Source organism: Bacillus sp. FSL R5-0286 (assembly GCF_038593245.1).
GTDB classification, from domain to species: domain Bacteria; phylum Bacillota; class Bacilli; order Bacillales; family Bacillaceae; genus Bacillus; species Bacillus altitudinis.
The window spans coordinates 2,072,780-2,095,542 of the sequence record NZ_CP151977.1; the positions used below are offsets into that span (position 1 = coordinate 2,072,780).

Sequence of the window (22,763 nt, forward strand, 5' to 3'; positions counted from 1 at the left end):
CTTCTCTACTTCCCTTCTTTTTTCGTCCAGCGGTCTTTGTCTCTTGTATTGAATTTATGCATCACACGATCATGGGCTTCTTCAAGTGATATATTGAGTGAATTGGCAAGGCATGTTAACACAAACAGCACATCGCCAATTTCTTCTTCCATGCTTTTTTCTGTTTCTGTTGTTTTTTTCGGCTTTTCTCCATAGTAATGGTTAACCTCTCTTGCCAGCTCACCTAATTCTTCTGTCAGACGGGCCATCATGGCAAGCGGGCTGAAATAGCCTTCTTTAAATTGTCCTATGTAATCATCGACTTCTTGCTGCACGTGACGCAGCGTTTTTTCATTCGTCATGAAGCTCATCCTCCTATCCATCTCTTACATGTTAGCGAAATCATAAATATTTGACAAATGTTTAAAACTCAGTTTGCTTGTTTCTCTTCCATACCATATAATATTATCGCTGTCTAAGCAAAAAAAGGAGTGATCTTTTGCTAAAAGAAATTCGTCTTAAAAATATCGTATTTATTTTAATAGGATCTGCGATTTTTTCTTTCGGCCTTGTTCATTTTAATATGCAGAACAACTTGGCGGAAGGCGGATTTACAGGTATCACACTGCTTTTATATTTTCTATTTCACATTGACCCATCTATTTCAAACCTTGTGTTAAACATTCCGATCTTTTTTATCGGCTGGAAAATGCTTGGAAGAACCATGTTTACATATACAATTGTCGGAACCGTCAGTCTTTCTGTCTTTCTAGCCATCTTCCAGCGCTTTCAAATACATATGCCTCTTCAGCATGATTTAGCCTTAGCCGCACTCTTTGCAGGTGTGTTTATCGGAACAGGCCTCGGAATCATCTTTAAATTCGGCGGGACAACAGGCGGCGTGGACATTATTGCAAGACTGATCAACAAACATTATCAAGTCGCAATGGGAAGAACGATGTTTATCTTCGACGCATGCGTCATTACCATCTCTCTCACCTATTTAAATTACAAAGAAGCCATGTATACACTTGTTGCCGTATTTGTTGCTGCAAAAGTCATCGACTTCATGCAAGAAGGCGCTTACGCTGCCAAAGGAGCGATGATTATTTCTGAAAAGGATGACATCATTCAAAAGAAAATCACAGAGGAAATGGAGCGCGGAGTGACCATTTTAAAGGGTGTCGGCTCCTATACGAAACAGGAACGCAACGTCCTTTACTGCGTCGTTCCAAAAAATGAGCTTGTCCACCTCAAGAGTGTCGTAACTTCCGTCGATCCTCATGCCTTTGTATCAGTGAGTGACGTGCATGACGTACTTGGTGAAGGCTTCACATTAGATGAACATAAAAAGCCGCTCAATCCCCACTAAAAAAGAAGCCCGATAACGGTGCTTCTTTTTTTATGACTTTGGATAATCGGCTTGTCGCTTTTGCTTTTTTTCTTTTTCAGCACGGTATTTCCTAAACCCAACATACGTTAAAGTGAGTAAAATCATACTTCCTGTTGTTAAGATGACCCATAAAAGCGATGGATCCGCTTCATCTTGATCAACGTTCGCAAACACACTTGATAAATCTTCTTCGAGTTTCGTGAGACGCTCAAGCTTTGTCCCACTCGATGCTTTTAAAAATTCACCTTGTTCAATTACTTCCATGTGCTGCTTAATCGTTTGCAGCTTTTCAGGCGAGATATCAATGGTTAAACTCGGATAAATCATATCATACAATGAAACCAGCTCATTCCAAGTTTCATAGAACGTCGTCGATTCTGGATCTTTTACTTCTTTCTTTAATGTGGGAAAAGACCCCATAATCGGCTTCTCGAGCGAACCCCAAAGAGGTTCCGAATTTGATTGTATCGCATCAAGAAGCATTCTAAACTGAGAGGCATACCGAAGTTTTTCGCGCTCATTTAAGTCTTCCTGCGGGAGTCCTTTAATGATATCTTGATAGCCAAGTGTAATTTGCCGAACCTGCGTATTCGTCAGAGTTCCACGCCAATTCTCAGCTTTAAATGTCTTTTCAGCATACAATGTGACTTGTAATGCCTCATCATATTTAGCTTGTCTCGTTAATTGAAAGATTGAATCTGATAGTTCCGTTAATTCTTGCAGCGCTTTAGCAGCTGTTGTTTCCTCACCTTTTGCAGCAGCTGGATGCAAGACGAGAAATAATAATAGAATCATCGCGATTGACTTTCGTTTCATGCAAGTCCCTCCTAGCCTTTCTCCATACAGCGTATGAAGAAAAGGACAAGGTTAGACCAACATTGTTAAGGGAGCTCAAGCTTGACCGATTTTTTCGAGAGGACAAGATAATACGAAACAAGAAGAACGGCAATACTTAACCAAAACGTCACGTAGCCGATCTCATTTGAATAGGCAGAAAGCATAGAATAACGCGGCATCATTCCAAATACATAATCAATCACATCATTATGTAAAATCCATATGCCTGCTACAACCAAATGACGCATGTGAAAACGATAATACGGCGCAAATAACACAGCCTGTACCGCCATCGCAAAGTGCGAACCAATTAGCATATATCCTTCCCACGGAAAATCATCAACAGAAACGAGCACGAAAAGATTCATCCCTACAGCCCATAATCCATATTTGATCAAGGTGACAAGGGCCAGTGCTTCAAAATAAGGAGCATGGCGTTTCATTAGAAAGGCTAGTAATACAAATAAAAAGAAAAAGCTTGCCGTCGGACTGTCTGGAACAAAAGGTAAAAAGATAGCCGGCGTCTCAACGAGCTGCGGGATATACCAGTAGTAGCCGTACACAGTGCCAAGAAAGTTGACAATGAGCACCAGCACAAGCATGTAGCGTGTGGCTAGCAGATATTGAATCCATCTCATATTTCTCTTCACTCACGATCTGTTAAAATCAGAAAAAAGCTGACAGCGCCAGCTTTTTTCTCCTTTTGAGTATATCCTTGTACTTGCATTTAAACAACTGAATTATTTAGATTTGACCTCAGATAAATATTTCGAGAGCTTTTCAAGTTCTTCATCGCTGCCTTTAAAAATGCCCTTAGGCATGTTGCCTTTTCCTTCTACAGCGATTTTCGCAATTTCCTCTGGTGCTAAGCCATTGTCAACAAGTGACGGTCCAGCTGCCCCGCCTTGCATATTATCTCCGTGACAGGAGATACATGTCTGCTCTTGATAGATTTTATACTCTTCAGCTGAGGTATCAATCTCTGCTTCTTTCTTGATTTCACCTTGCTTCGCTGCTGCTTCCCAGTCATGAGTAGCAACAGACTCCCATGTTAAATAGGTTGCTGCACCAACTGCAAGAATCATCATTCCAACTGCAATTGGTCTTCGATATGGCCTGCGTTCAGGACCAGAATCAAGAAATGGTGCGAGTAAAAGAGCACCAAACGCAATTCCAGGCATAATCATTGCGCCAACTACCGTATAGCTCCCTGCAGCAAACTCATATTTTAACAACTGGTACAAAAATAGGAAATACCAGTCTGGCAGCGGAATATAGCCCGTATCTGTCGGATCAGCCATCCGCTCAAGCGGAGGTGCATGAACAACAGTTAGGACAAGAAATCCAATTAAAAAAACAGCACCTACAAGCCATTCCTTTAAAAGAAAGTTCGGCCAAAAGGCTTCGGTTTTTCCCGGATATTCGGAATAGTCTTTAGGTATGTTAGGTTTTCTTTCTGCCGGTATTCTGGAATCTCCGACAAACTTCATCCCTTTTCCCCTATGCAAAGTCATCCCCTCCTCATTGAACATTCATCAAACGCAAAATTTTACAGCGGTCCAGAAATTCCTTGCTTACGAATCATAATAAAGTGGGCAGCCATCAGCCCAAATAATGCCGCTGGCAAGAAAAAGACATGGATAGCGAAAAATCTCGTCAGCGTTTGTGCACCTACAATGTCAGGATGACCTGCAAGCAGCGTTTTAATCTCTTTCCCAATGAAAGGTGTCGCCTCTGCAATTTGAAGACCAACCTTCGTCGCAAATAGCGCCTTCATATCCCACGGTAAAAGATATCCTGTAAAACCAAGTCCAAGCATCACAAAGAAAATGAGCACACCGACAATCCAGTTTAGCTCTCTAGGCTTTTTATACGCCCCTTGGAAAAAGACCCTCAGCGTATGTAAAAACATCATAACAATGACTAGACTCGCACCCCAGTGGTGCATCCCTCTAACAATCTGTCCGAATGCCACTTCATTTTGCAAATAATAGACAGATTCCCATGCGTTTTTAATATCCGGTACATAATACATCGTTAAAAACATGCCCGAAAGGACTTGAATGACCGTCACAAAAAACGTTAAACCGCCAAAACAATACACAAAAGCAGAGAAATGATGTGCTGGATTGACGTGCTCAGGCACTTCATGATCCGCAATGTCTCTCCATATCGGTGTGATGTCCAGCCGCTCATCTACCCAATCGTAAATCTTGTTAAGCATCGTTACCCTTCCCCTTTCGGCACAGCTTTTCCAAGATAGAGGTATCCGTCCTTCACTTGCTGCTTATAATGGTCAAGCGGAGCAAGCGGCGGAGTTCCGGGTACGTTTGTACCATCCTTGTCGTACAGCCCATAATGGCATGGGCAGAAAAATTTGTTTGGATTTTTCGGATCACTGTTCCAGTTCACTGTACATCCTAAATGTTTACAGATTGGCGATAAAGCGACAATTTCATCCCCTTCTTTGTACACCCATGCAGACCTAGATTCCTTTGACTCATACCATGCATCTACTTGATCAATTTTAAAGTCAAAGCGCTTCGGTTCTTTTGTCAGTTCATCTACACTGACAACTTGAACCATATCCTGATCCTCTGTTCCTTTTAGCACAGGGTCAAGCGCAAAGCGAACCATAGGCATGAGCATTCCAGCGGCCATAAATCCCCCCACGCCGGTCAACGTGTAATTCAAAAATTGACGCCTGGACACTCCATGTCTCTTCTCGCTCATTTTTTTCTCCCCCCCTCAGGTCGTCAGCTACTTTATAACTGAATTAGAAAAAATTTCATAAAACTAGGACACCCTCATAATATATCAATCTATTCACAAGGTCAACAGCCTAAAAAGCTATGTACAATGCAAATGTAAGGGTTTTTATGATGGGTTCCATTTTTGTAACAAAAAGTTCAAAATTTGTTCTACACTGTCTTGAATGACTTTTTGCTTTAAATTGACCTTTAAATGCTCAAGCGGAACAGACTGCAATATAAATGCCGATTCGCTCACTTCTAGCTGTTCTTTCCATTTGTTATCAGATGTGATAAACACAACATGCTGAAAATGTTCTTGCAATGATTGTTTTAGTGCAAGTATGTCTTCTTGCTTACGATTATTTACTTCTAAATATGTATATGGAGGAAAAAGAAACACTCTGCCTTTCAGTTGCCTTTCAAGATCCTCTGCCACAAGCATTGTAAACTCACCTAAAGACACGGTTTGTTTGATATGGCTTGCATTTATCCCAACCAATGGAATGATAGCGGTATCAATGTAATCTTTAGATTGTAAAAAGAGATCCGCGTCCTCCGCCTGAAACTTCATCTAGTTCCCCTCTTTCATCACATAAGCCCTGCCTGTATAGGGCAAGGCTTATTGGCTTGGTTTATGATAATAGGCTTAATTCTTTTGCTAACTTATTAAATGTTTCTTGATCATGACGGTCAAGCGCTTCATCGATTTCTTTCATCAGCCGTTCTTTTTGGAAAGTAGCGATAGAATGCTCTAGCACTTTCTCAGCAAGATCTTTATCTTTTTCATTTTCATAAAGATCTTTAGGAATATGAGGATTTGTTTCAAGTACAGCGGCATATTCCGGCGAACGATATGCAGATCGGAAATTCAATTGAATAAACAAATCTTGCTGTTTATTCAAACGAATATCATGAAATGATTTTTCTGCATCTGTCGTCATGATATTTTCTTTATAAAATCTAAAGGGAACTTCATCCACACAGTGTGTTGACATAATAATTCCCCTTGGGCAAAATTCTGCTTGCTCTACAAAATGAACCTTTTCCATCAAAGAGTCGTGACTCATTAAATAATTTAATATCCAAACACACTCTCTTCGCTTTAACTGATAATGGTTTAAGAACCACCGGATAAATTCCTTCTTTTCATTGACAGAAACAGGGGTCTGCATGTTATTCCCTCCTCTATCGTAAATTAAATTGCTATACATGAATTATTCAACAAACCAGTTCTTCATTCCTGCAAACTATAAGGAAATTTCGTCTTCAATTCTTAAAATCGTTTCTTCAATTTCTTCATTCGTGCCATCTTTCTGAAGAACTTTTCGTAATAACGGCAAGGCTTCTTTTTGTCTGCCTTCTTCTAAAAGGAACGAAGCATATTCATATAAAAAGTCACGTTCCTCATCAAAATCAGGCAGAGCAAGTTTGAAATACTCAGCGGCTTCATCGTATTCTTCTCGTCCGACAGAAGCAGAAGCAGCATACCAATTCCATTTTGGATCTTCTTCCCCAAAGCTTTTAACCTCTTTAATCACATCCAGAATTTCATCAAACAGCTCTTCATTTAAATAGATCGCAAGCAGCGTTTGAACCGCTTCAATATATCCTGGATCAAGAGCAAGTGCTTCTTGAAGCAATTTTTTCGCATCTTCCGAATGGCCATTTTTCAAATCAATCTTTGCCCCATATAAATATAACTCTTTGTTATACTCATCCACTTTAATTCCTTCTTTTACTATCTCTAAAGCTTCATGATATAGTCCTTCTTCCTCATAGCTTTTGGCTAAAGGCATATAAAGTGACGAATACGAAGGATCAATATCTTTTAGTTCAGAGAGCTGCTGAATAGCCGTTTTCGTTCTGCCAGCCCTCATCGCTGTAAATCCGTAGCCAAAAAGTGTATTTGGATCCGCTTGATCTTTTACAGCCTTTTCATACCATTCAAGGGCATCTTCAAATTCTCCAGCTGTGCTTAATGATTCAGCGAGCCGCTGATATACATTGACACCACCAATTTCATTTTGTTGATCGGCCACTTTGTAGAAATAGTCGGCTGCTTTCTTTGAAAGACCTTGGGAAAAATACAATTCCCCTAAAGCAAAATCAATGACGGCTTCATGAGGTAGTAACTCTTTCGCTTTTAAAAGCTTTTGTTCACTAACTTCAAATAGTCCTTGCATTTGATACAAATCTGCCATTAACAATAAACTCTCTGGATACGCATCGTCATCTTCAGGAATCGTTTCAAGAACTGCTATTGCCTTCTCTTCTTCATCAGAGTCTATTAACAGCTCTGCATAAAAACAGGTTAATCCTGTTTCTTCTGGATATAAATCATGTAAATCACTAATGAGATTCCGTGCTTTATCAATATCTCCCCAGTCATAATATAACTGAGCTGCCTGCGCTTTTTCTTCATCATGAAGATGCTTCTCTGCTTGAGCAAGTGTTTGGAGTCCCTTTTCAGTCTCACCCGCCTCAACTAATTTTATGGCTTCTTGTAATGAACTATTCAAATCAAACCGTTCCTTTCTGTTTCCAAAAACCTAAACTGTTGTTACTTCATATCATAATCGACAGCTGCATATCCAGCAAATATGTTGCTCTTTTAACATGAAGCCATTTTTGTGTTTTGAAGACTCTTTTTCAATCAATACTTTACTAAACTGATGATTTGTAAACCGAATACGCTAAAAAATTGTTTTTGAATCAGCAAAATGCTCTTTTTCAAGGTTTCACCTTGAGACAAGCTATGCTATAGTTCTTTCAAATATGCAAAAGGAAAGAAAAAGCCTGAGGAAATCCTCAGACTGTTTGCGTTAAGTATTCAATGTGTTCAAAGAAATTTGGGTAAGATACACGTACTGCATCTGTATCTTCAATCTCGATTGCTTGCTCTGTTATACATGCCGCAATTCCTAACATCATACCAATTCGATGATCTCCGTAGCTTGAGACGACTGCGCCGCCTTTAAGGCTCGTTTTACCATGAATCTTCATTCCATCATCTGTTGCTTCAATATGAGCACCTAGTTTTTTAAGTTCTGAAACGACTGTATCAATCCGATTGGTTTCTTTCACTTTTAATTCAGCGGCATCTTTAATGATCGTTGTTCCTTCTGCTTGAGTAGCTAGGAGCGCAATAATAGGAATTTCGTCGATGAGTCTAGAGATCATATCACCTGAAATGTCGATCCCTTTTAATGAAGAGGTAGAGATCGTTAAATCACCGTACGGTTCTCCGCCTTTAGCATCCACTTCTTGAATGTTGAGGTCTGCACCCATTTGTTTTAGCACATCTATTATACCAGTTCTCGTTTTGTTCAAACCGACATTTCTCAATACAATCCGGCTGTTTGGAACGATAGATCCAGCCACTAAGAAAAATGCAGCTGAAGAAATATCTCCAGGGACAAATACATCTGTTGCTTTTAACGTTTGTCCACCTTCAATTGAAACATTTTGTGCATCTTCATGTAGCGAGACACCAAACATTGATAACATTCTTTCGGTATGGTCTCTTGATTTATGCGGTTCAGTTAACGTCGTTGTTCCTTCTGCCTGCAGTCCAGCTAAAAGGACAGCCGATTTAATTTGCGCACTTGCAACCGGAGACTCATAAGAGATAGCTTTTAAATTGCCCCCACGTATAGAAAGCGGTGTATACTCGCCACTTGCTCTACCATCTATCTTGGCTCCTAATTGTCTTAGCGGACCTGTTACCCGTTTCATCGGTCTTTTGGCAATACTTTCGTCTCCAATCAGCGTACTGTGGAACTCACAGCCAGCCAAGATTCCCATCATTAAACGAATGGTCGTGCCAGAGTTGCCAACATCGAGAATATCACTCGGCTCTTTAAGTCCTTTTAGTCCCTTACCATGAATGACAACATCTGTACCTTTTTGTTCGATGTCGACACCCATCTTTCTAAAACAATCGATCGTGCTTAAACAATCAGCGCCAGGAAGAAAGTTTTTTACTACTGTAGTCCCGTCAGCAATAGCGCCAAACATCACAGATCTATGAGAAATGGATTTATCTCCTGGAATATGAATTTCTCCATTCATAGGAGCACTTTTATGAATTTTCATGTTCCTCACCTCAATCAGCATAAAATGTATCGTAATTTGCTCTATTTTTTATACAGAGTTCTGCCCTCTTTCGATCGTCATCTGTTTGAAAACTGATGCGTAAAATCCCGTTAATGTCTTCTCGCGTTTCAATAATACGGATATTTGTAATACTGATGTTTTCATTTGCTAGATATCCAGTAATTTCCGAAATAACACCTGGATGATCCGGCACATCGACATAAAGATCATAAAAAGCAGGGATCGCTCCTTTTTTCCTCAGAGGCAGGCCGTCGCGATATTCCTTGGCCTCTTGGAAATAAGAGAATAACCCCTCAGCATCTTCTTGTTGCACAAAGGATTCAATGCGGTCAATCTCTTTTTTCCATTCATGAAATCGGTCTAAAATCTTGTTTTTATTGTGCAAAAGGATATCGCGCCACATTGCAGGATTACTTGATGCAATACGGGTAATATCTCGAAAACCTCCAGCAGCAAACCGTTTTACAAGAGGAAATTCTTCTTCAAAATGATGCGCTTGATGCACAAGACTGGCAGCGACGATGTGTGGAAAGTGACTAATCACACTTGTCACAGCATCATGTTCTTCGGGTGTCATTTCAATGAAATGAGCATTGGTTCCCTTCAGTAGATCCTTCAAGCGGTCAACAGCTTGACGACTTGTTACCTTTGCTGGCGTTAAAATGTAGAATGCATTTTCAAATAAAAAGTCTTTTGCTGCAATGACACCTGACTTATGAGACCCTGCCATCGGATGCCCGCCAATAAATTGGTAATGATCAGGCAACGTTTTTTCAGCAAAGTGAACGACCTTTTGCTTTGTGCTCCCTACATCCGTAATCGTGAGCTCTCTTTCAATACCAGATTCTGCAATATCACTTAACATTTTGACGGTTTGTTGTACTGGCGTTGCCAAAATAATCGTTGCTGATGCTTTTAAGCCTTCCATCAAGGACTCGGCAGTCGCGTCGATGATTCCTAGTTTTGTTGCAGCAATCATTTGTTCTTTAGAGACATCATAGCCTACAATTTTTTTATGTGGAAATTCTTTTTTAATCGACAGTGCAATAGAACCACCAATTAAACCAAGCCCAGCGATTAATATGGTTTCGTTTGCTTCATTCATGTTCATCACCTGATTTTTCGCGTAAATTAAACAAGCTGTTTCAATAACTTATATGTATATTGGATGAGTTACAACGAAAGCCATATCCGATAAACAGGATATGACTTCATTGTTATGCTACGCACGAATGCCTTGTAATAAATCGGCAAGTGTAGTTAGGATTTCTTCATTTTGCTCCTTTGTTCCAACAGTAATACGTAAAGAAGTTGGGAATCCGAGAGCTTGACCAGATCGAACGATATAGCCCTTTTTCAAAAGTGCATTGAACAGCTCATCTGCATCTCTTTTAAAATCAATCAGCACAAAGTTTGTTTGAGATGGATAGATAAACAATCCAAAACGGTCTGCAAATTCTTGATATTGTTTAAGACCTGCTTCATTTTTTTGTCTGCACGATTGAATGAAGTCTTGATCTTTAATGGCTGCACGTGCAGCTGCCTGAGCGATACGACTTGTATTAAAAGGCTCTCTCGCAGGTTCAATGGCAGTAATCAACTCCTCTGAGGCAATCCCATAACCTACTCGAAGTGCCGCAAGTCCATATGCTTTAGAGAACGTGCGCAGTACAATGACATTTTGATAGGCTTTTAATAGAGATAAACTGTTCGGAAAGTCTTCAGCGCGAACATATTCAAAATATGCTTCATCTAGAACGACAAGCACGTGAGCAGGCACTTGATCTAAAAACGATACGAGCTCAGACTCTGACAAATGATTTCCTGTCGGATTGTTCGGGTTACACACCCAAACGACTTTTGTGTTGTCATCCATCGCATCCAGCATTCCCTTTAGATCATGAGCTCCACCATTTAGAAGTGGTACTTCTCTAATCTCTGCATGCTCAATCACTGCATTGTGACGGTATTGCGGGAATGACGGGGATGGGATCACCGTATTTGTATGTTGATCAAGGAATGCCCTAGCAATAATTTGCACAAGTTCATCTGAGCCATTCCCGAATATTAATTGTTTTTCATTTACTTGAAGAAACTCAGCCAGTTCCGTTCTTAAACTTGCGCTGTATCCGTCTGGATAAATCGCTAAATGTTCAAGTTCAGCTTGTATGGCCTCTCTTGCATGTGTGGAACATCCAAAAGGGTTTTCATTTGAAGCCAATTTCACAATTTTGTCTAATTGATATTCTTTTTTGACCTCTTCAATTGGTTTCCCAGGTTGATACGGTTTTAGCTGTTTTAATTGATCTTTGATTTGCAAAATGTTTCACCTCATTTGAATGAATAGAGGGGACTAAATGTTTTTGCATATGTTTCAAATTCTCTTAAAGCCTCTTGGCGTGTATCACTTGCTACTAATTGTTCTTGAAGCTCTTCAATTTTTTTGACAAGCGCACTGCCGACAACGACACCATCACTCATTTTATTCATTGAGTCTACTTGTTCTCTTGTTGAAATACCAAAACCTACAGCAACTGGTATTTGACTCAACTGTTTCACTTGTTGAATAAAATCTGTAATCGATGCGTCGAAAGATTGTCTAACACCTGTGACGCCGAGAGATGAAACACAATACACAAAACCTTCTGCCTGCTCTACAATTTTTTCTAATCGTTCCTTGCTTGTTGGTGCAACGAGTGATATATATGAAATGTCGTGTGCTTGACAGTTCTTCTGCAGCTCGCTGCTCTCTTCAAAAGGCAAGTCGGGTGTTAAGAGCCCCGAAATATGATTTTTGCGCAGTAAAGCGAAAAAGTATTCTGTGTCTAATTGTAACACAGGATTATAATACGTAAATAGAATTACAGGAATTTTTATGCCGTTTTTTTTCATCTTTCCTGCTAATTCTATCGCTTTTACGATATTCATACCATGATGAAGTGCTCTTTTAGAAGCTCTTTGAATGACAGGGCCGTCCGCTAACGGATCGGAATACGGAACACCTAGTTCAATCGCATGTGCCCCTGCTGCTTGAAGCGCGAGGGCTAAATCAATGGTGATCTCTTCTGATGGATCACCCGCTGTAATAAATGGAATAAATAATTTCTGATCTTGCTCTAATTGAAATGTGATCATTTTGTTTCACCCTCACTTTCAAGCACATTCATTAATGTATGCACGTCCTTATCTCCTCTGCCTGACAAGCAGACAAGGACAATGTCGTCTTCACTCATGTTCTGGCTCATTTCAAACGCTTTTGCTAAAGCATGTGCAGATTCGATCGCTGGCAGGATTCCTTCTTTTTCTGTGAGCAGCTTTAACGCATCTAGTGCTTCTTGATCTGTCGCACTCACATATTGAACCCGGCCGCTCGCATGCAAATACGCATGCTCTGGTCCGATCCCCGGATAGTCTAATCCAGCTGAAATCGAATAAGGCTCAATAATTTGACCAAATTCGTCTTGGATCAAGTATGTCAAAGATCCATGTATGACACCTTTTGTCCCTTTCGTGATGGTCGCTGCATGAAGCGGAGTGTCGATTCCTTTCCCAGCAGCTTCTACACCAATGATATCGACTTCTTCATCTAAGAACGCCCGGTACATTCCTATCGCATTGCTCCCGCCGCCAACACAGGCAACGACTTTATGAGGAAGCTGCCCTTCCTTTTCAAGTATCTGGGCTTTTGCCTCATCTCCGATCATCCGCTGAAATTCACTGACGATTTGAGGATACGGATGAGGTCCAACGACTGAGCCGATCATATAAAAGTGGTCACTGCAATGCTGGACCCAATAGCGGATGGCTTCATTGGTTGCATCCTTTAATGTTCCGTTCCCGCTTGTGACAGGTATGACTTCAGCGCCAAGCAGTTTCATTCGGAACACATTGAGTGATTGTCTTTCCACATCTTCTTTTCCCATAAATACAGTGCAGGATAAACCGAATTTTGCGGCCACCGTTGCAGCAGCTACACCGTGCTGACCTGCTCCTGTTTCGGCGATGATATTTGATTTTCCCATTTTTTTCGCTAGCAGTGCCTGCCCAAGCGCATTGTTAATTTTATGAGCGCCTGTATGGTTTAAATCTTCTCTTTTTAAATAGATTTTAGCACCACCGAGATATGCCGATAATTGATCAGCGTATGTGAGTGCAGTTGGTCTGCCTGAATAGTTTTTCAAAAGCGATATATATTCCTTTTGAAAAGCAGGGTCTTCTTTTAATTCACGAAAAGCTTGTTCGATCTCTTCTAGTGGCTGCATGAGCGTTTCAGGAACGAATTTCCCTCCAAATTCTCCGTATCTGCCAATCTCATTTGGATATGCGTACATGGTTCAACATCCTTTCTTCGAGCACTTTCATCTTTGTACTGCTTTTCTTCCCGTTTTCTTCTATACCGCTTGAAAGGTCTATGGCGTCTGGACCAAAAGCAAGCAGATCTATTATGGTATCTGGCGTGATCCCGCCAGCAATGGCGCAAGTTTTTCCCAGTTGTTTTGCGTGCTGAACATATGAAGGCACCGCCTCCCATGCAAAAGCTGTTCCAGAACCGCCTCTCATGCCTTTTACTTTCGCATCAATGAGAAAACCGTCGACACTTGGAGCAAATGCCGTCATATGTTCAAATGTGTCGTTTACATCGGGCTCGTGATGGAACACTTTCCAAACGAGCGCCTTCGTTTGTTGTTTGATGTCGCTTGCAACTTCTGGCGTCTCATCGCCATGAAGCTGCACAATATCTAAGGGGAGGTTGTTTGTGATCTCGCACACTTTTGGTGTTTTTTCATTCACAAATACCCCCACTATCTCTTTTTTGCATTTTACTTGTGACAGCCAGTGTTTCACTTGATCTGGATCAACTCGTCTTTTACTCGGCGCAAAAATAAAACCGATGGCATCCGCTTGAGATTGCGAGATGCATGCGACATCCTCTTGTGAGACAGCCCCGCAATATTTTAAGTAAGGCTTACTTTTCTTCATTCTCCGAACAATGCCTGAACGGCTTTCTCCTGTGATTGTTCCCTCATTAAAGATTCACCAACAAGAACGGCGTTTGCTCCGTGCTGTTTCACAAAGGTCAGATCATCAAATGTCTTTATCCCGCTTTCACTTACTAGTAATACGTCTTTTGGAACAAGTGGCGCGATCTCTTTTGTTTGTTCAACAGTTGTTGTAAACGTATTGAGATTCCGGTTGTTCACACCGATAATCTCAGGAGTGAATAGGTGTAAAATCTTTTCTAGTGTATGTGCTGCATGTACTTCAACGAGGACATCCAGTCCTTTTTCTTTCGCTTCTGTATAGAGCGCATACAGCTTTTGCGGCTCAAGCACCTCTCCAATTAATAAAATGGCATCTGCCCCTATCCGTTTCGATTCTTCTACTTGTATAGAGTCAATAATGAAATCTTTTCTTAAAATAGGACGTGTGATGTGTTCTTTAATAAGAGACAAATATTCGTTTTTCCCTTGGAAAAACGGTTCATCCGTTAAGACAGATAAACAATCTGCATTTGATGCTTCGTATGCTTTTGCTGTCTGTAAAGGATCAAAATGAGGCTGAATGATTCCTTTGGAAGGAGACGCTTTTTTCACCTCAGCAATCAGTCCGATCGAGCGGTGAGGATTCATAAGGGCTTCTTTAAATGATTGTCTTTCATAATGTCCTTCCTCAGGTAATTGCAAGGTTTGCACATGTTCTTTTTTACGGGCGATAATTTGATTAAGCATAGATCTCTTCCTCTTTCGTTTTTTGTTTTAGACGGGCTAATTGTTCTTTAGCTGATCCGTTTTTAATCGTTTCTACTGCTTTCATTGTGCCTGCCATCAGACTCTCTGCTTTTCCTGCCACATATAATGCGGCCCCAGCATTAAGCGCTGTAATATGAAGCGGTGCTCCACCCGCTTGATAATTCAATATATTCTGAATCAATTTGGCGCTTTCTTCTGGTGATTGAACCTGAATGTCTGATAAATGCCCTTTTTCAAGTCCGAAGTCTTCTGGGTTTAACGTATATTCTGTCATGACACCTTTTTTGAGTTCAATGATGTATGAATTTGCTGTAATGGTTAATTCATCCAGCCCATCATCTCCGCAAACAAACAGGACATGTTCTGGCTCTAAAGGAGCAAGAGCTTTCGCCATGAGCTTTGCCTTTTCCTTTGCATACACACCGATGATTTGCTTTTTGGCCTGCATCGGGTGGCAAAGCGGTCCTAATAAGTTAAATACCGTCCGAAATCCGAGCTGTTTGCGTACAGCGGCTACTTGTTTCATAGAAGAATGATAGAGCGGTGCAAATAAAAAGCCCATGTTTTTCTGCTGTATTTGCCGTCTTGTTTCTTCAGGTGTGGATTGAATTTGAATACCAAGACATTCTAGCACGTCAGCACTCCCGCTTTTAGAGGAGACAGAACGATTTCCGTGCTTGGCGATTTTCGCCCCAGCAGCCGAAGCAACGATGGCAGCGGCTGTTGATATATTAAATGTTGATAAACCGTCGCCTCCTGTCCCGCACGTATCAACGACATCAAGTGACCTTTCTACTGGTGCGGCATGCTGCCTCATGGCTTTCACGAAGCCTGTCATTTCTTCGGCAGTTTCTCCTCGATGCGCTAAAATAGATAGACTAGCAGCGACTTCAGCATCTGTTAACGAGCCGCTCATCATATCTTGCATCAGGCCATTCGCTTCTTTTTCTGATAGTTTTCCTCCATTAACAAGAGCTGATAGTCGTTGATTCATTTGGCACACTCTCCTTTTCTGAGAAAATATGTTCAGCAAGCTGAATGGCTTTTAGAAGTGCTCCTGCCTTATTACATGTCTCTTCCCATTCGTTTTCTGGAACGGAATCAGCGACAATGCCGGCACCTGCTTGTATTGAAGCAGTCTGCTGTTTGACGCTCATTGTGCGAATGGTAATACAGGAATCGATATTGCCGTGGAAACCAATATAGGCAATACAGCCGCCATACGTCTCTCTTGGCTCAGGCTCCATTTCGTTTAATAATTGCATCGCCCTAATTTTTGGGGCGCCTGTCAATGTGCCTGCTGGAAAAGCGGACATAAGTGCGTCTACTGGATGTGTATCCTGCTTCAGCTTCCCTGTCACAATAGAAATAATGTGCATGACGTGCGAAAAATTCACGACTTTTGTAAAAGTTGGGACAGACACACTGCCGTATTCTGCTACACGCCCCACATCATTTCGAGCCAGATCCACTAGCATGTAATGTTCTGCTTTTTCTTTTTCATCATCGAGCAACTCTCTTGCTAGTGCATCATCTTCTTCTTTTGTCATTCCTCGTTTTCTTGTACCAGCAATTGGATGGATTTCTAAGTGACCGTTTTTCGCATGGATTAATCGTTCTGGCGAGCTTCCGACTAAGTCTCGATCTTTTAATTTCATAAAATACATATACGGTGATGGATTGACAATCCGAAGCACACGATACAATTCAAATGAGCTCACTGTCACTGGAATATCAAAACGCTGAGAAAGTACACCCTGGAAGATATCACCCGCTCGAATATACTCCTTGATTTTTTCGACATCCTTTAAAAATTTTGCTTTTTCATAGGTAGACGTCACCTGTTCAAACGAAGGGGGTTCATTCATATTCCCTGAGATAATCAGTTCTTTCATATCAATTTTTGTATGAAGCTGCTGTACCATCAGTTCAAGCTGCTTTTGATTTTCTCGATAAACCAAAATTTTTTCTTCCTCTGTTTCATGACCGTTCAGCTGCGTGTACTGAATAAAATGAACTTGGTTTGTTTCGTGATCAAATGCGATCATTGTTTGGCAAACAAATAATGTGCAATTATCTGTTGTTGATGCATTCGGATGCGGCTTGACAGACGGCTCAATGTTTGGAATGAGGTCGTAACTTAAGTACCCTACGGCTCCGCCAGTAAATGGGATATCAATTTCAGGTGTCTTGATTTGATATTGCTCTTTCATCCAGTCAAGCAACTCTTTTAGCTCCGCTTTTTGCATCACTGACTTTCCCGCAGCGTCACGAGCAATATAATGGTCTTGCTCGTCATGTAATGTTAAAAAAGGATGTAATCCGATAAAGGAATATCTCGACCAGCTAGAAGATTCGTCTTTGCTTTCTAGCAAATACACAATATCCTGTTTCAGTTTCTCAACAATTTGAATAGGTGAGAGCGTATCAACTGTAATGGTTTCAACAATCGGGATGGTTTTGTAAAACTGACTGTCTCTTAAAAATTGGGTAAGATTTGATTGGGATTTCATAAGCACACTCCTTAAATGGATTTAAGGAGAATGAGGGGACATCTTGAGGATTTGTTTGAGTATACGAAATAAGCCTAAAAGAGGCTTCGCTCTTTTAGGCAGTATGATTAAATAGAAGTATCGTATCTCTGCTCAACTCTACTCATCTCAACTACCCTAGTCTCATTCTCATCTTCTCTAAGCTTGCAATGCCGTTCACACCTGTGTGTAAACTTCGGCTGTTCATATCGTATTATAATTCCTTGTTTTTTGTCAACTGTAAATCAGGCCGAAGCGTGACAGCCTCTTCCAAGTATACGTGCTGGATGTCTTCCTGCTTGACATCTGTCTGAACGGTCATTAAAACGCGAATACACTTCTTTAGACCTCCATCAATGTCAAGCTCTTGCATACAAGTAACAGGCACATAGGTCCATCCTTCAAACTGCCTGAGTGCTTTTGCTGGAAAAACAGAGTGAATATCTTGTGTAGCTGAAATCAAGATCTGCACGACACGCTCTGGATCTACTTGATTTTTTGAAATGATCGCTTCTAGCAGCTGCTTCGTTTTGGTTAACACTTCTGTTTCTGTATCTTCTGTCACAGTTGTAGCCCCGCGTATCCCGCGAAACATCATAGACAGCCCTCCTCCCGTTTCCATTCTTCGAGCCAGTGATACAGCTCATCTTTTGTGAAAGATTGCAGGGTGACGTCTCCAACTTGTTTTAGCAAAACAAACTGAACACTCCCGCCTCTTGCCTTCTTATCACCAATCATGCGATCGACAAATGTTTTGGTTGAAATCGTTTGTGTGACTTGTACTGGAAACCCTAGTTCTTTCATCCACACTTTAAGTTTCTCGCGATCTAGGCTGAGTCCTTGCTCTTTTTCACTGACATATAAAGCAAACTGCATGCCAATTGCAATGGCGTCTCCATGCGTGATCGCACCGTATCCATACTCCGCTTCAATGGCATGCCCTAGTGTATGACCTAAATTCAAGTATGCCCGCACACCTTGTTCTTTTTCATCTTCTTGTACAATGGATGCTTTCACTTGAATCCCTTGATAAAGCATATGTGCCAGTTCATCCTTTGATAATTCTGTCAACGAACGAATGGACATCAGTTCTGATAAAAAGACTTCACTTGAAATCAGTGCATGTTTTATCACTTCTGCAAAGCCTGATCTCAGCTCTATTGGTGAGAGTGTCTCTAGCATACTTGTATCATAGATGACAGCAGCCGGTTGATGAAACGCACCAATTAAATTTTTGCCGAGCGGATGATTGATTCCGGTTTTTCCGCCGACTGCACTATCATGTGCAAGCAGCGTGGTCGGCACTTGAATAAAATCAATGCCTCTCATATAAGTGGCAGCAGCAAAGCCAGCCAAGTCTCCAATCACCCCGCCGCCTAATGCAATGATGCATGAGGAGCGGTCGAGTTGAAATTGGATGGCTTTCGTATGAATCTGCTCAAACTGCGCAAAAGATTTTGATTGTTCTCCGTTTGGCACCACTACTTTTTGTACAGACCATTTCTGTTTAAGTAATTGAACCATTTCATCTCCATAAAGGGCATCGACGGCTGAATCTGTCACGATAAAGAGCTTCGTGTAGGATCGCCCAGTGGAAGTAATCAAGTCTACGATATTTTGTATAATCCCATCACCGATATATACAGGATAAGTGGCTGAAGACGTCTTCACTTCCAGTGTTTTCATTAAAACTCCCTCTGAAGCTGGCGCATTTTGTCCACATTTTCTTTAATGCGGTCAATTTGATCAAGACCAAACTGCTCAACCACTGCATTGGCGATTTCCCATGCAACGACTGCTTCTGCTACAACACTTGCGGCTGGAACAGCACAGCTGTCAGAACGCTCAATACTTGCAGAGAAAGGTTCTTTTGTTTCAATATCCACGCTTTGCAATGGTTTGTATAAGGTTGGGATTGGTTTCATAACTCCTCTTACGACGATTGGCATGCCAGTTGACATTCCGCCTTCAAGACCACCTAAGCGATTTGTTTTTCTCGTATAGCCTTTTTCTTCATCCCAGATGATTTCATCATGAACTTCACTGCCATTTTTAGAAGCCGCCTCAAAGCCAATACCGAATTCAACTCCTTTAAAAGCGTTGATACTCAGTACTGCGCCCGCAAGCTTGCTATCCAGTTTGCGGTCATAGTGCACATAGCTGCCGACCCCAACTGGCATCCCTTCAACGATGACTTCGACAATACCACCAATTGAATCGCCGTTTTTCTTCGCTTCGTCAATGGCATCCATCATTTTTTGACCAGCTTCACTGTCATAGCAGCGAACAGGTGATTCTTCTGTTACTTTTTGCAAATCTTCAATAGATTCATAAGCGGTATGGGAAGCTTTTACTCCACCAATTTCAAGGACGTGACCAGCCACTTTGATTCCAAGGTGAGCCAAAATTTGTTTCGCTACTGCACCTGCTGCTACACGAACCGTTGTCTCGCGTGCTGATGAGCGCTCTAATACGTTTCTCATATCACGGTGACCATATTTAATCGCACCATTTAAATCCGCATGCCCTGGTCTTGGACGAGAGATTTGACGCTTCATTTCACTCTCTTCTTCTTCAGTAATTGGCTCTGCACCCATGACCTTTGTCCAGTGCTTCCAATCATTATTTTCAACAACAAGTGCAATAGGAGAACCTAATGTTTTCCCGTGGCGGACACCACTTAACACTTTCGCTTGGTCTTTTTCAATCTGCATTCTTCTTCCGCGGCCATGACCTTTTTGTCTTCTAGCCAGTTCATAATTGATGTCATCCTGCTCTATGTAAAGTCCCGCTGGAACTCCTTCAATAATTGTGGTCAGTTGTGGACCATGTGATTCACCTGCTGTTAAGTACCTCATGACTTATTCTCCCTTCATCGCATTAACGCTTTTAAGTAAAACTATAATAACACACTTCCTACTAAAAAGTCAGCTACTACCCCTTCTTTTGATAAAAGAAAGTATCAGCAGAGGTTAGTCCAAACTTTTCTGGGTGAAAAATTTGTTCTGTAGAACCAACAAATAATACGCCGTTTTGCTTTAAACTGCTGCTCATTTTTAAGTAAATTTCTTCTTTCGCCTCTTCTGTAAAGTAGATGAGGACATTTCTGCACACGATGAGATCCAGCTGTTTTTCATATGGATCTGCTAAAAGGTTGTGTTTCTTAAATTGAATGTGCTTTCGAATCTCATCCTTCACCGTGTAAAATGAAGAATCTTCTTTGGTGAAATATTTTTGCTTGATTTGATCTGGCACCTCTTGCAAAGATCGTTCATGATATCTTCCTTTTTGCGCGGATTGCAGGACTTTATCATCTATATCTGTTGCAATAATTTGGAAGTCCTTCACAAGCGGATGGCTTGATAGCAACATTGAGAGTGTATACGGTTCTTCTCCAGTAGAGCAAGCTGCACTCCATATTTTTAGGGTGCCGCTGTTTTTTGAAAGCAGCGGCAGGATTTTTTGATCAAGTACTTCCCAGCGCTGATAGTTTCGGTAAAATTCTGACACATTGATCGTCATTCGATCCATCGTTTCATCTAATAGCCCTTTGTCCTTTTCAAGAGCAGACGCAAATGCCTCAAAATCTTTATATCCTTTTTTATCATAAAGAGATGTTAATCTTCGTTTCATTTGTGCTTCTTTATATAAATTCAGATCTACCCCAGTTAGTTTTTTCCATTTTCTAACAAATACTTGATACTGATCCATCAATGTCCTCTCCTGTCTCATCTATCTTTGTCCTAGTATAGCTGTTTTTATCATAAATTTGTATCATCTCATGCGAAAAATCGTATAGAAATCTCAATATAAAAAAGCCAAAGTGATCATTTGATGAACACTTTGGCTTGAACATTAATAAATCCAGCTTGAGATCGTTTGATCCCAGTTTGTCAGTTCTTCTTGTTTGAAGAAAAGGTTGATTTCTCTTTCGGCACTTTCTGGTGAGTCTGAGCCATGGATAATGTTTTTGCCAACAGTTAATCCATAGTCGCCTCTTATTGTTCCTGGAAGCGCTTCCTTCGGATTTGTCTTTCCAATTATCTGCCTTGTTACGTCTACGACTTGTTCACCTTGCCATACCATCGCAAATACAGGTCCTGACGTAATAAAGTCAACCAATTCACCGAAAAATGGTTTTTCTTTATGCTCTCCGTAATGTGTTTCTGCTACTTCTTTTGGAATGCTCATGAGCTTTGCTCCAACAAGCTGAAGCCCCTTTTTTTCGAATCTTGACACAATTTCACCGATTAATTGTCTTTCCACACCATCAGGCTTGACCATAAGAAATGTTTTGTCCATATACGTTTTCCACCCCGTCGTTATGTATGTATAGGCTTACATTGTTACAAAGTGATCGTATCATTTTTTTTTATAATAATCAATTTTTGACAAAAAATTTCACAAAAAAACCAATCAACGAAACGTTGATCAGAATTTTCGTTTACCTATATATTTTGCAATCGACGCTAATGAAGATTTAGCCCGCCCGCGCGGAAGTTGATCGAGCTGTTCAAATGCTTTTTTCAAATACATTTCACTCACTCGAATGGAACGGTCGATCGCATCTGTTTGCTTGAGATGTTCAATCACAGGTTTCAGCTGCTTTTCCGTCGTTTCACTATTGATCAGCTTCAACTGACCTTCTAACGTCGGGTTCTGAAGCGCATATAAAACAGGAAGAGTGACATTTCCTTGTAAAAGGTCCCCGCCAACAGGTTTGCCTAATTCTTCTTCAGTTGATGTAAAATCAAGGACATCATCAATGATCTGGTACGACATACCAACATAGTACCCAAACCAGTAAAGGGCTTTATGTGTTTTTTCATCTGTTCCAGCTGCAATCGCACCTAATTGGCAGCTACCTGCAATAAGCAAGGCTGTTTTTCGTTTAATTCTTCTTAAATATGTACGAAGGTTTTGGTCCATGTTGTATTTATCTTTGACTTGTTCTATTTCCCCAAGACAGAGCTCGACGACCATTTTTGACAAAATTTCATGTGCCATTGGGTGATTGATTTTCGTCATGTACTCGAGTGATCTTGCAAATAAGTAATCCCCCGTGTACATCGCAATTCTGTTGTCCCATTTTGCTTTAATCGTCGGTTTTCCTCTTCTCAGTTCTGCATCATCAATGACATCATCATGGACAAGTGATGCCATGTGGATTAATTCAAGCGCTACGGCTACATATTTAATTTTATTAATATCATAGTCACCAAACATGCCTGAAAGGAGAACAAAAACGGGGCGGATTCGTTTTCCGCCCGCTTGCAGCAAATGAAGACCGGCTTCACTTAATAATGCATAATCAGAGCGAACGGTTTGTTCAAGCTCTTTTTCAATTATATCGATATCATGATTTAGAAAAGAAATCATTGCTTTTAGTTTCATTATTTTCACC

The 22,763-nt window shown here is 40.9% G+C and carries 25 protein-coding genes; 1 reads left to right on the plus strand and 24 read right to left on the minus strand.

Annotated features, from left to right (window positions below):
• Positions 1-5: 5 nt before the first annotated feature.
• Positions 6-341, minus strand: a complete 336-nt coding sequence (locus NST24_RS10510) for a nucleotide pyrophosphohydrolase (RefSeq protein ID WP_008344575.1) — start codon at positions 339-341, stop codon at positions 6-8.
• Between the two features lie 137 nt (positions 342-478).
• On the opposite strand from NST24_RS10510, the gene NST24_RS10515 reads away from it, so the two are divergent.
• A complete protein-coding gene (locus NST24_RS10515) occupies positions 479-1,351 on the plus strand; it encodes a YitT family protein (protein WP_003215598.1) in 873 nt (290 codons plus the stop codon).
• Between the two features lie 30 nt (positions 1,352-1,381).
• Here the strand turns inward: NST24_RS10515 and ypjB are convergent, their stop codons facing one another.
• From ypjB to hepT, 23 genes are all read right to left on the minus strand, one after another.
• Positions 1,382-2,188, minus strand: a complete 807-nt coding sequence (gene ypjB / locus NST24_RS10520) for a sporulation protein YpjB (RefSeq protein WP_342461754.1) — start codon at positions 2,186-2,188, stop codon at positions 1,382-1,384.
• A 65-nt stretch (positions 2,189-2,253) separates the two neighbouring features.
• Positions 2,254-2,847, minus strand: coding sequence for a DUF1405 domain-containing protein (locus NST24_RS10525; RefSeq protein WP_058214026.1), 594 nt, complete (start codon positions 2,845-2,847; stop codon positions 2,254-2,256).
• 102 nt (positions 2,848-2,949) lie between these two features.
• Positions 2,950-3,717, minus strand: a complete 768-nt coding sequence (locus NST24_RS10530) for a menaquinol-cytochrome c reductase cytochrome b/c subunit (protein ID WP_008344567.1) — start codon at positions 3,715-3,717, stop codon at positions 2,950-2,952.
• A 41-nt stretch (positions 3,718-3,758) separates the two neighbouring features.
• Positions 3,759-4,433, minus strand: a complete 675-nt coding sequence (qcrB, locus tag NST24_RS10535) for a menaquinol-cytochrome c reductase cytochrome b subunit (RefSeq protein ID WP_003215804.1) — start codon at positions 4,431-4,433, stop codon at positions 3,759-3,761.
• 2 nt (positions 4,434-4,435) lie between these two features.
• Complete coding sequence (locus NST24_RS10540; protein ID WP_007500911.1) at positions 4,436-4,942, minus strand: ubiquinol-cytochrome c reductase iron-sulfur subunit; 507 nt, start codon at positions 4,940-4,942, stop codon at positions 4,436-4,438.
• 144 nt (positions 4,943-5,086) lie between these two features.
• On the minus strand, positions 5,087-5,533 hold the full coding sequence (locus tag NST24_RS10545) for a YpiF family protein (RefSeq protein WP_024718515.1): 447 nt from the start codon (positions 5,531-5,533) through the stop codon (positions 5,087-5,089).
• A gap of 61 nt (positions 5,534-5,594) precedes the next feature.
• Positions 5,595-6,134, minus strand: a complete 540-nt coding sequence (locus NST24_RS10550) for a ReoY family proteolytic degradation factor (RefSeq protein WP_008344562.1) — start codon at positions 6,132-6,134, stop codon at positions 5,595-5,597.
• Positions 6,135-6,209: 75 nt separating this feature from the next.
• A complete protein-coding gene (locus NST24_RS10555) occupies positions 6,210-7,481 on the minus strand; it encodes a tetratricopeptide repeat protein (protein ID WP_024718514.1) in 1,272 nt (423 codons plus the stop codon).
• Between the two features lie 289 nt (positions 7,482-7,770).
• On the minus strand, positions 7,771-9,057 hold the full coding sequence (gene aroA, locus NST24_RS10560) for a 3-phosphoshikimate 1-carboxyvinyltransferase (RefSeq protein WP_047945938.1): 1,287 nt from the start codon (positions 9,055-9,057) through the stop codon (positions 7,771-7,773).
• A 10-nt stretch (positions 9,058-9,067) separates the two neighbouring features.
• Positions 9,068-10,183: a prephenate dehydrogenase gene (locus tag NST24_RS10565; RefSeq protein ID WP_342461755.1), complete on the minus strand. Its 1,116-nt coding sequence runs from the start codon at positions 10,181-10,183 to the stop codon at positions 9,068-9,070.
• A gap of 117 nt (positions 10,184-10,300) precedes the next feature.
• Entirely contained in the window at positions 10,301-11,398 is a 1,098-nt protein-coding gene (gene hisC / locus NST24_RS10570) for a histidinol-phosphate transaminase (RefSeq protein WP_342461756.1), read from the minus strand.
• A gap of 11 nt (positions 11,399-11,409) precedes the next feature.
• Complete coding sequence (gene trpA, locus NST24_RS10575) at positions 11,410-12,213, minus strand: tryptophan synthase subunit alpha (RefSeq protein WP_159145780.1); 804 nt, start codon at positions 12,211-12,213, stop codon at positions 11,410-11,412.
• Positions 12,210-13,409 carry a tryptophan synthase subunit beta gene (gene trpB / locus NST24_RS10580; RefSeq protein WP_007500937.1) on the minus strand — a complete coding sequence of 400 codons (1,200 nt, stop codon included), beginning with the start codon at positions 13,407-13,409 and terminating at the stop codon, positions 12,210-12,212. Before trpB ends, trpA begins: the two co-directional genes overlap by 4 nt.
• Positions 13,390-14,058 carry a phosphoribosylanthranilate isomerase gene (locus NST24_RS10585; protein WP_159145781.1) on the minus strand — a complete coding sequence of 223 codons (669 nt, stop codon included), beginning with the start codon at positions 14,056-14,058 and terminating at the stop codon, positions 13,390-13,392. Before NST24_RS10585 ends, trpB begins: the two co-directional genes overlap by 20 nt.
• Positions 14,055-14,807: an indole-3-glycerol phosphate synthase TrpC gene (trpC, locus tag NST24_RS10590; protein WP_159145782.1), complete on the minus strand. Its 753-nt coding sequence runs from the start codon at positions 14,805-14,807 to the stop codon at positions 14,055-14,057. Before trpC ends, NST24_RS10585 begins: the two co-directional genes overlap by 4 nt.
• On the minus strand, positions 14,800-15,822 hold the full coding sequence (trpD, locus tag NST24_RS10595) for an anthranilate phosphoribosyltransferase (protein ID WP_342461757.1): 1,023 nt from the start codon (positions 15,820-15,822) through the stop codon (positions 14,800-14,802). Before trpD ends, trpC begins: the two co-directional genes overlap by 8 nt.
• Complete coding sequence (gene trpE / locus NST24_RS10600) at positions 15,794-17,341, minus strand: anthranilate synthase component I (protein WP_342461758.1); 1,548 nt, start codon at positions 17,339-17,341, stop codon at positions 15,794-15,796. The genes trpD and trpE overlap by 29 nt, the downstream gene beginning before the upstream one ends.
• A 232-nt stretch (positions 17,342-17,573) precedes the next feature.
• Entirely contained in the window at positions 17,574-17,957 is a 384-nt protein-coding gene (gene aroH, locus NST24_RS10605) for a chorismate mutase (protein ID WP_008344549.1), read from the minus strand.
• Positions 17,954-19,045, minus strand: coding sequence for a 3-dehydroquinate synthase (aroB, locus tag NST24_RS10610; RefSeq protein WP_342461759.1), 1,092 nt, complete (start codon positions 19,043-19,045; stop codon positions 17,954-17,956). Before aroB ends, aroH begins: the two co-directional genes overlap by 4 nt.
• Positions 19,045-20,217 (minus strand): chorismate synthase, encoded by a 1,173-nt coding sequence (gene aroC, locus NST24_RS10615; RefSeq protein ID WP_007500947.1) that lies wholly within the window; start codon positions 20,215-20,217, stop codon positions 19,045-19,047. The genes aroB and aroC overlap by 1 nt, the downstream gene beginning before the upstream one ends.
• 76 nt (positions 20,218-20,293) lie before the next feature.
• Entirely contained in the window at positions 20,294-21,070 is a 777-nt protein-coding gene (locus NST24_RS10620) for a protein-glutamate O-methyltransferase CheR (RefSeq protein WP_342461760.1), read from the minus strand.
• 144 nt (positions 21,071-21,214) lie between these two features.
• The gene (gene ndk / locus NST24_RS10625) at positions 21,215-21,661 is read right to left on the minus strand and encodes a nucleoside-diphosphate kinase (RefSeq protein WP_003216015.1); all 447 of its coding nucleotides are present in this window, start codon (positions 21,659-21,661) and stop codon (positions 21,215-21,217) included.
• Positions 21,662-21,790: 129 nt separating this feature from the next.
• The gene (gene hepT / locus NST24_RS10630) at positions 21,791-22,753 is read right to left on the minus strand and encodes a heptaprenyl diphosphate synthase component II (RefSeq protein ID WP_007500951.1); all 963 of its coding nucleotides are present in this window, start codon (positions 22,751-22,753) and stop codon (positions 21,791-21,793) included.
• Positions 22,754-22,763: the final 10 nt, after the last annotated feature.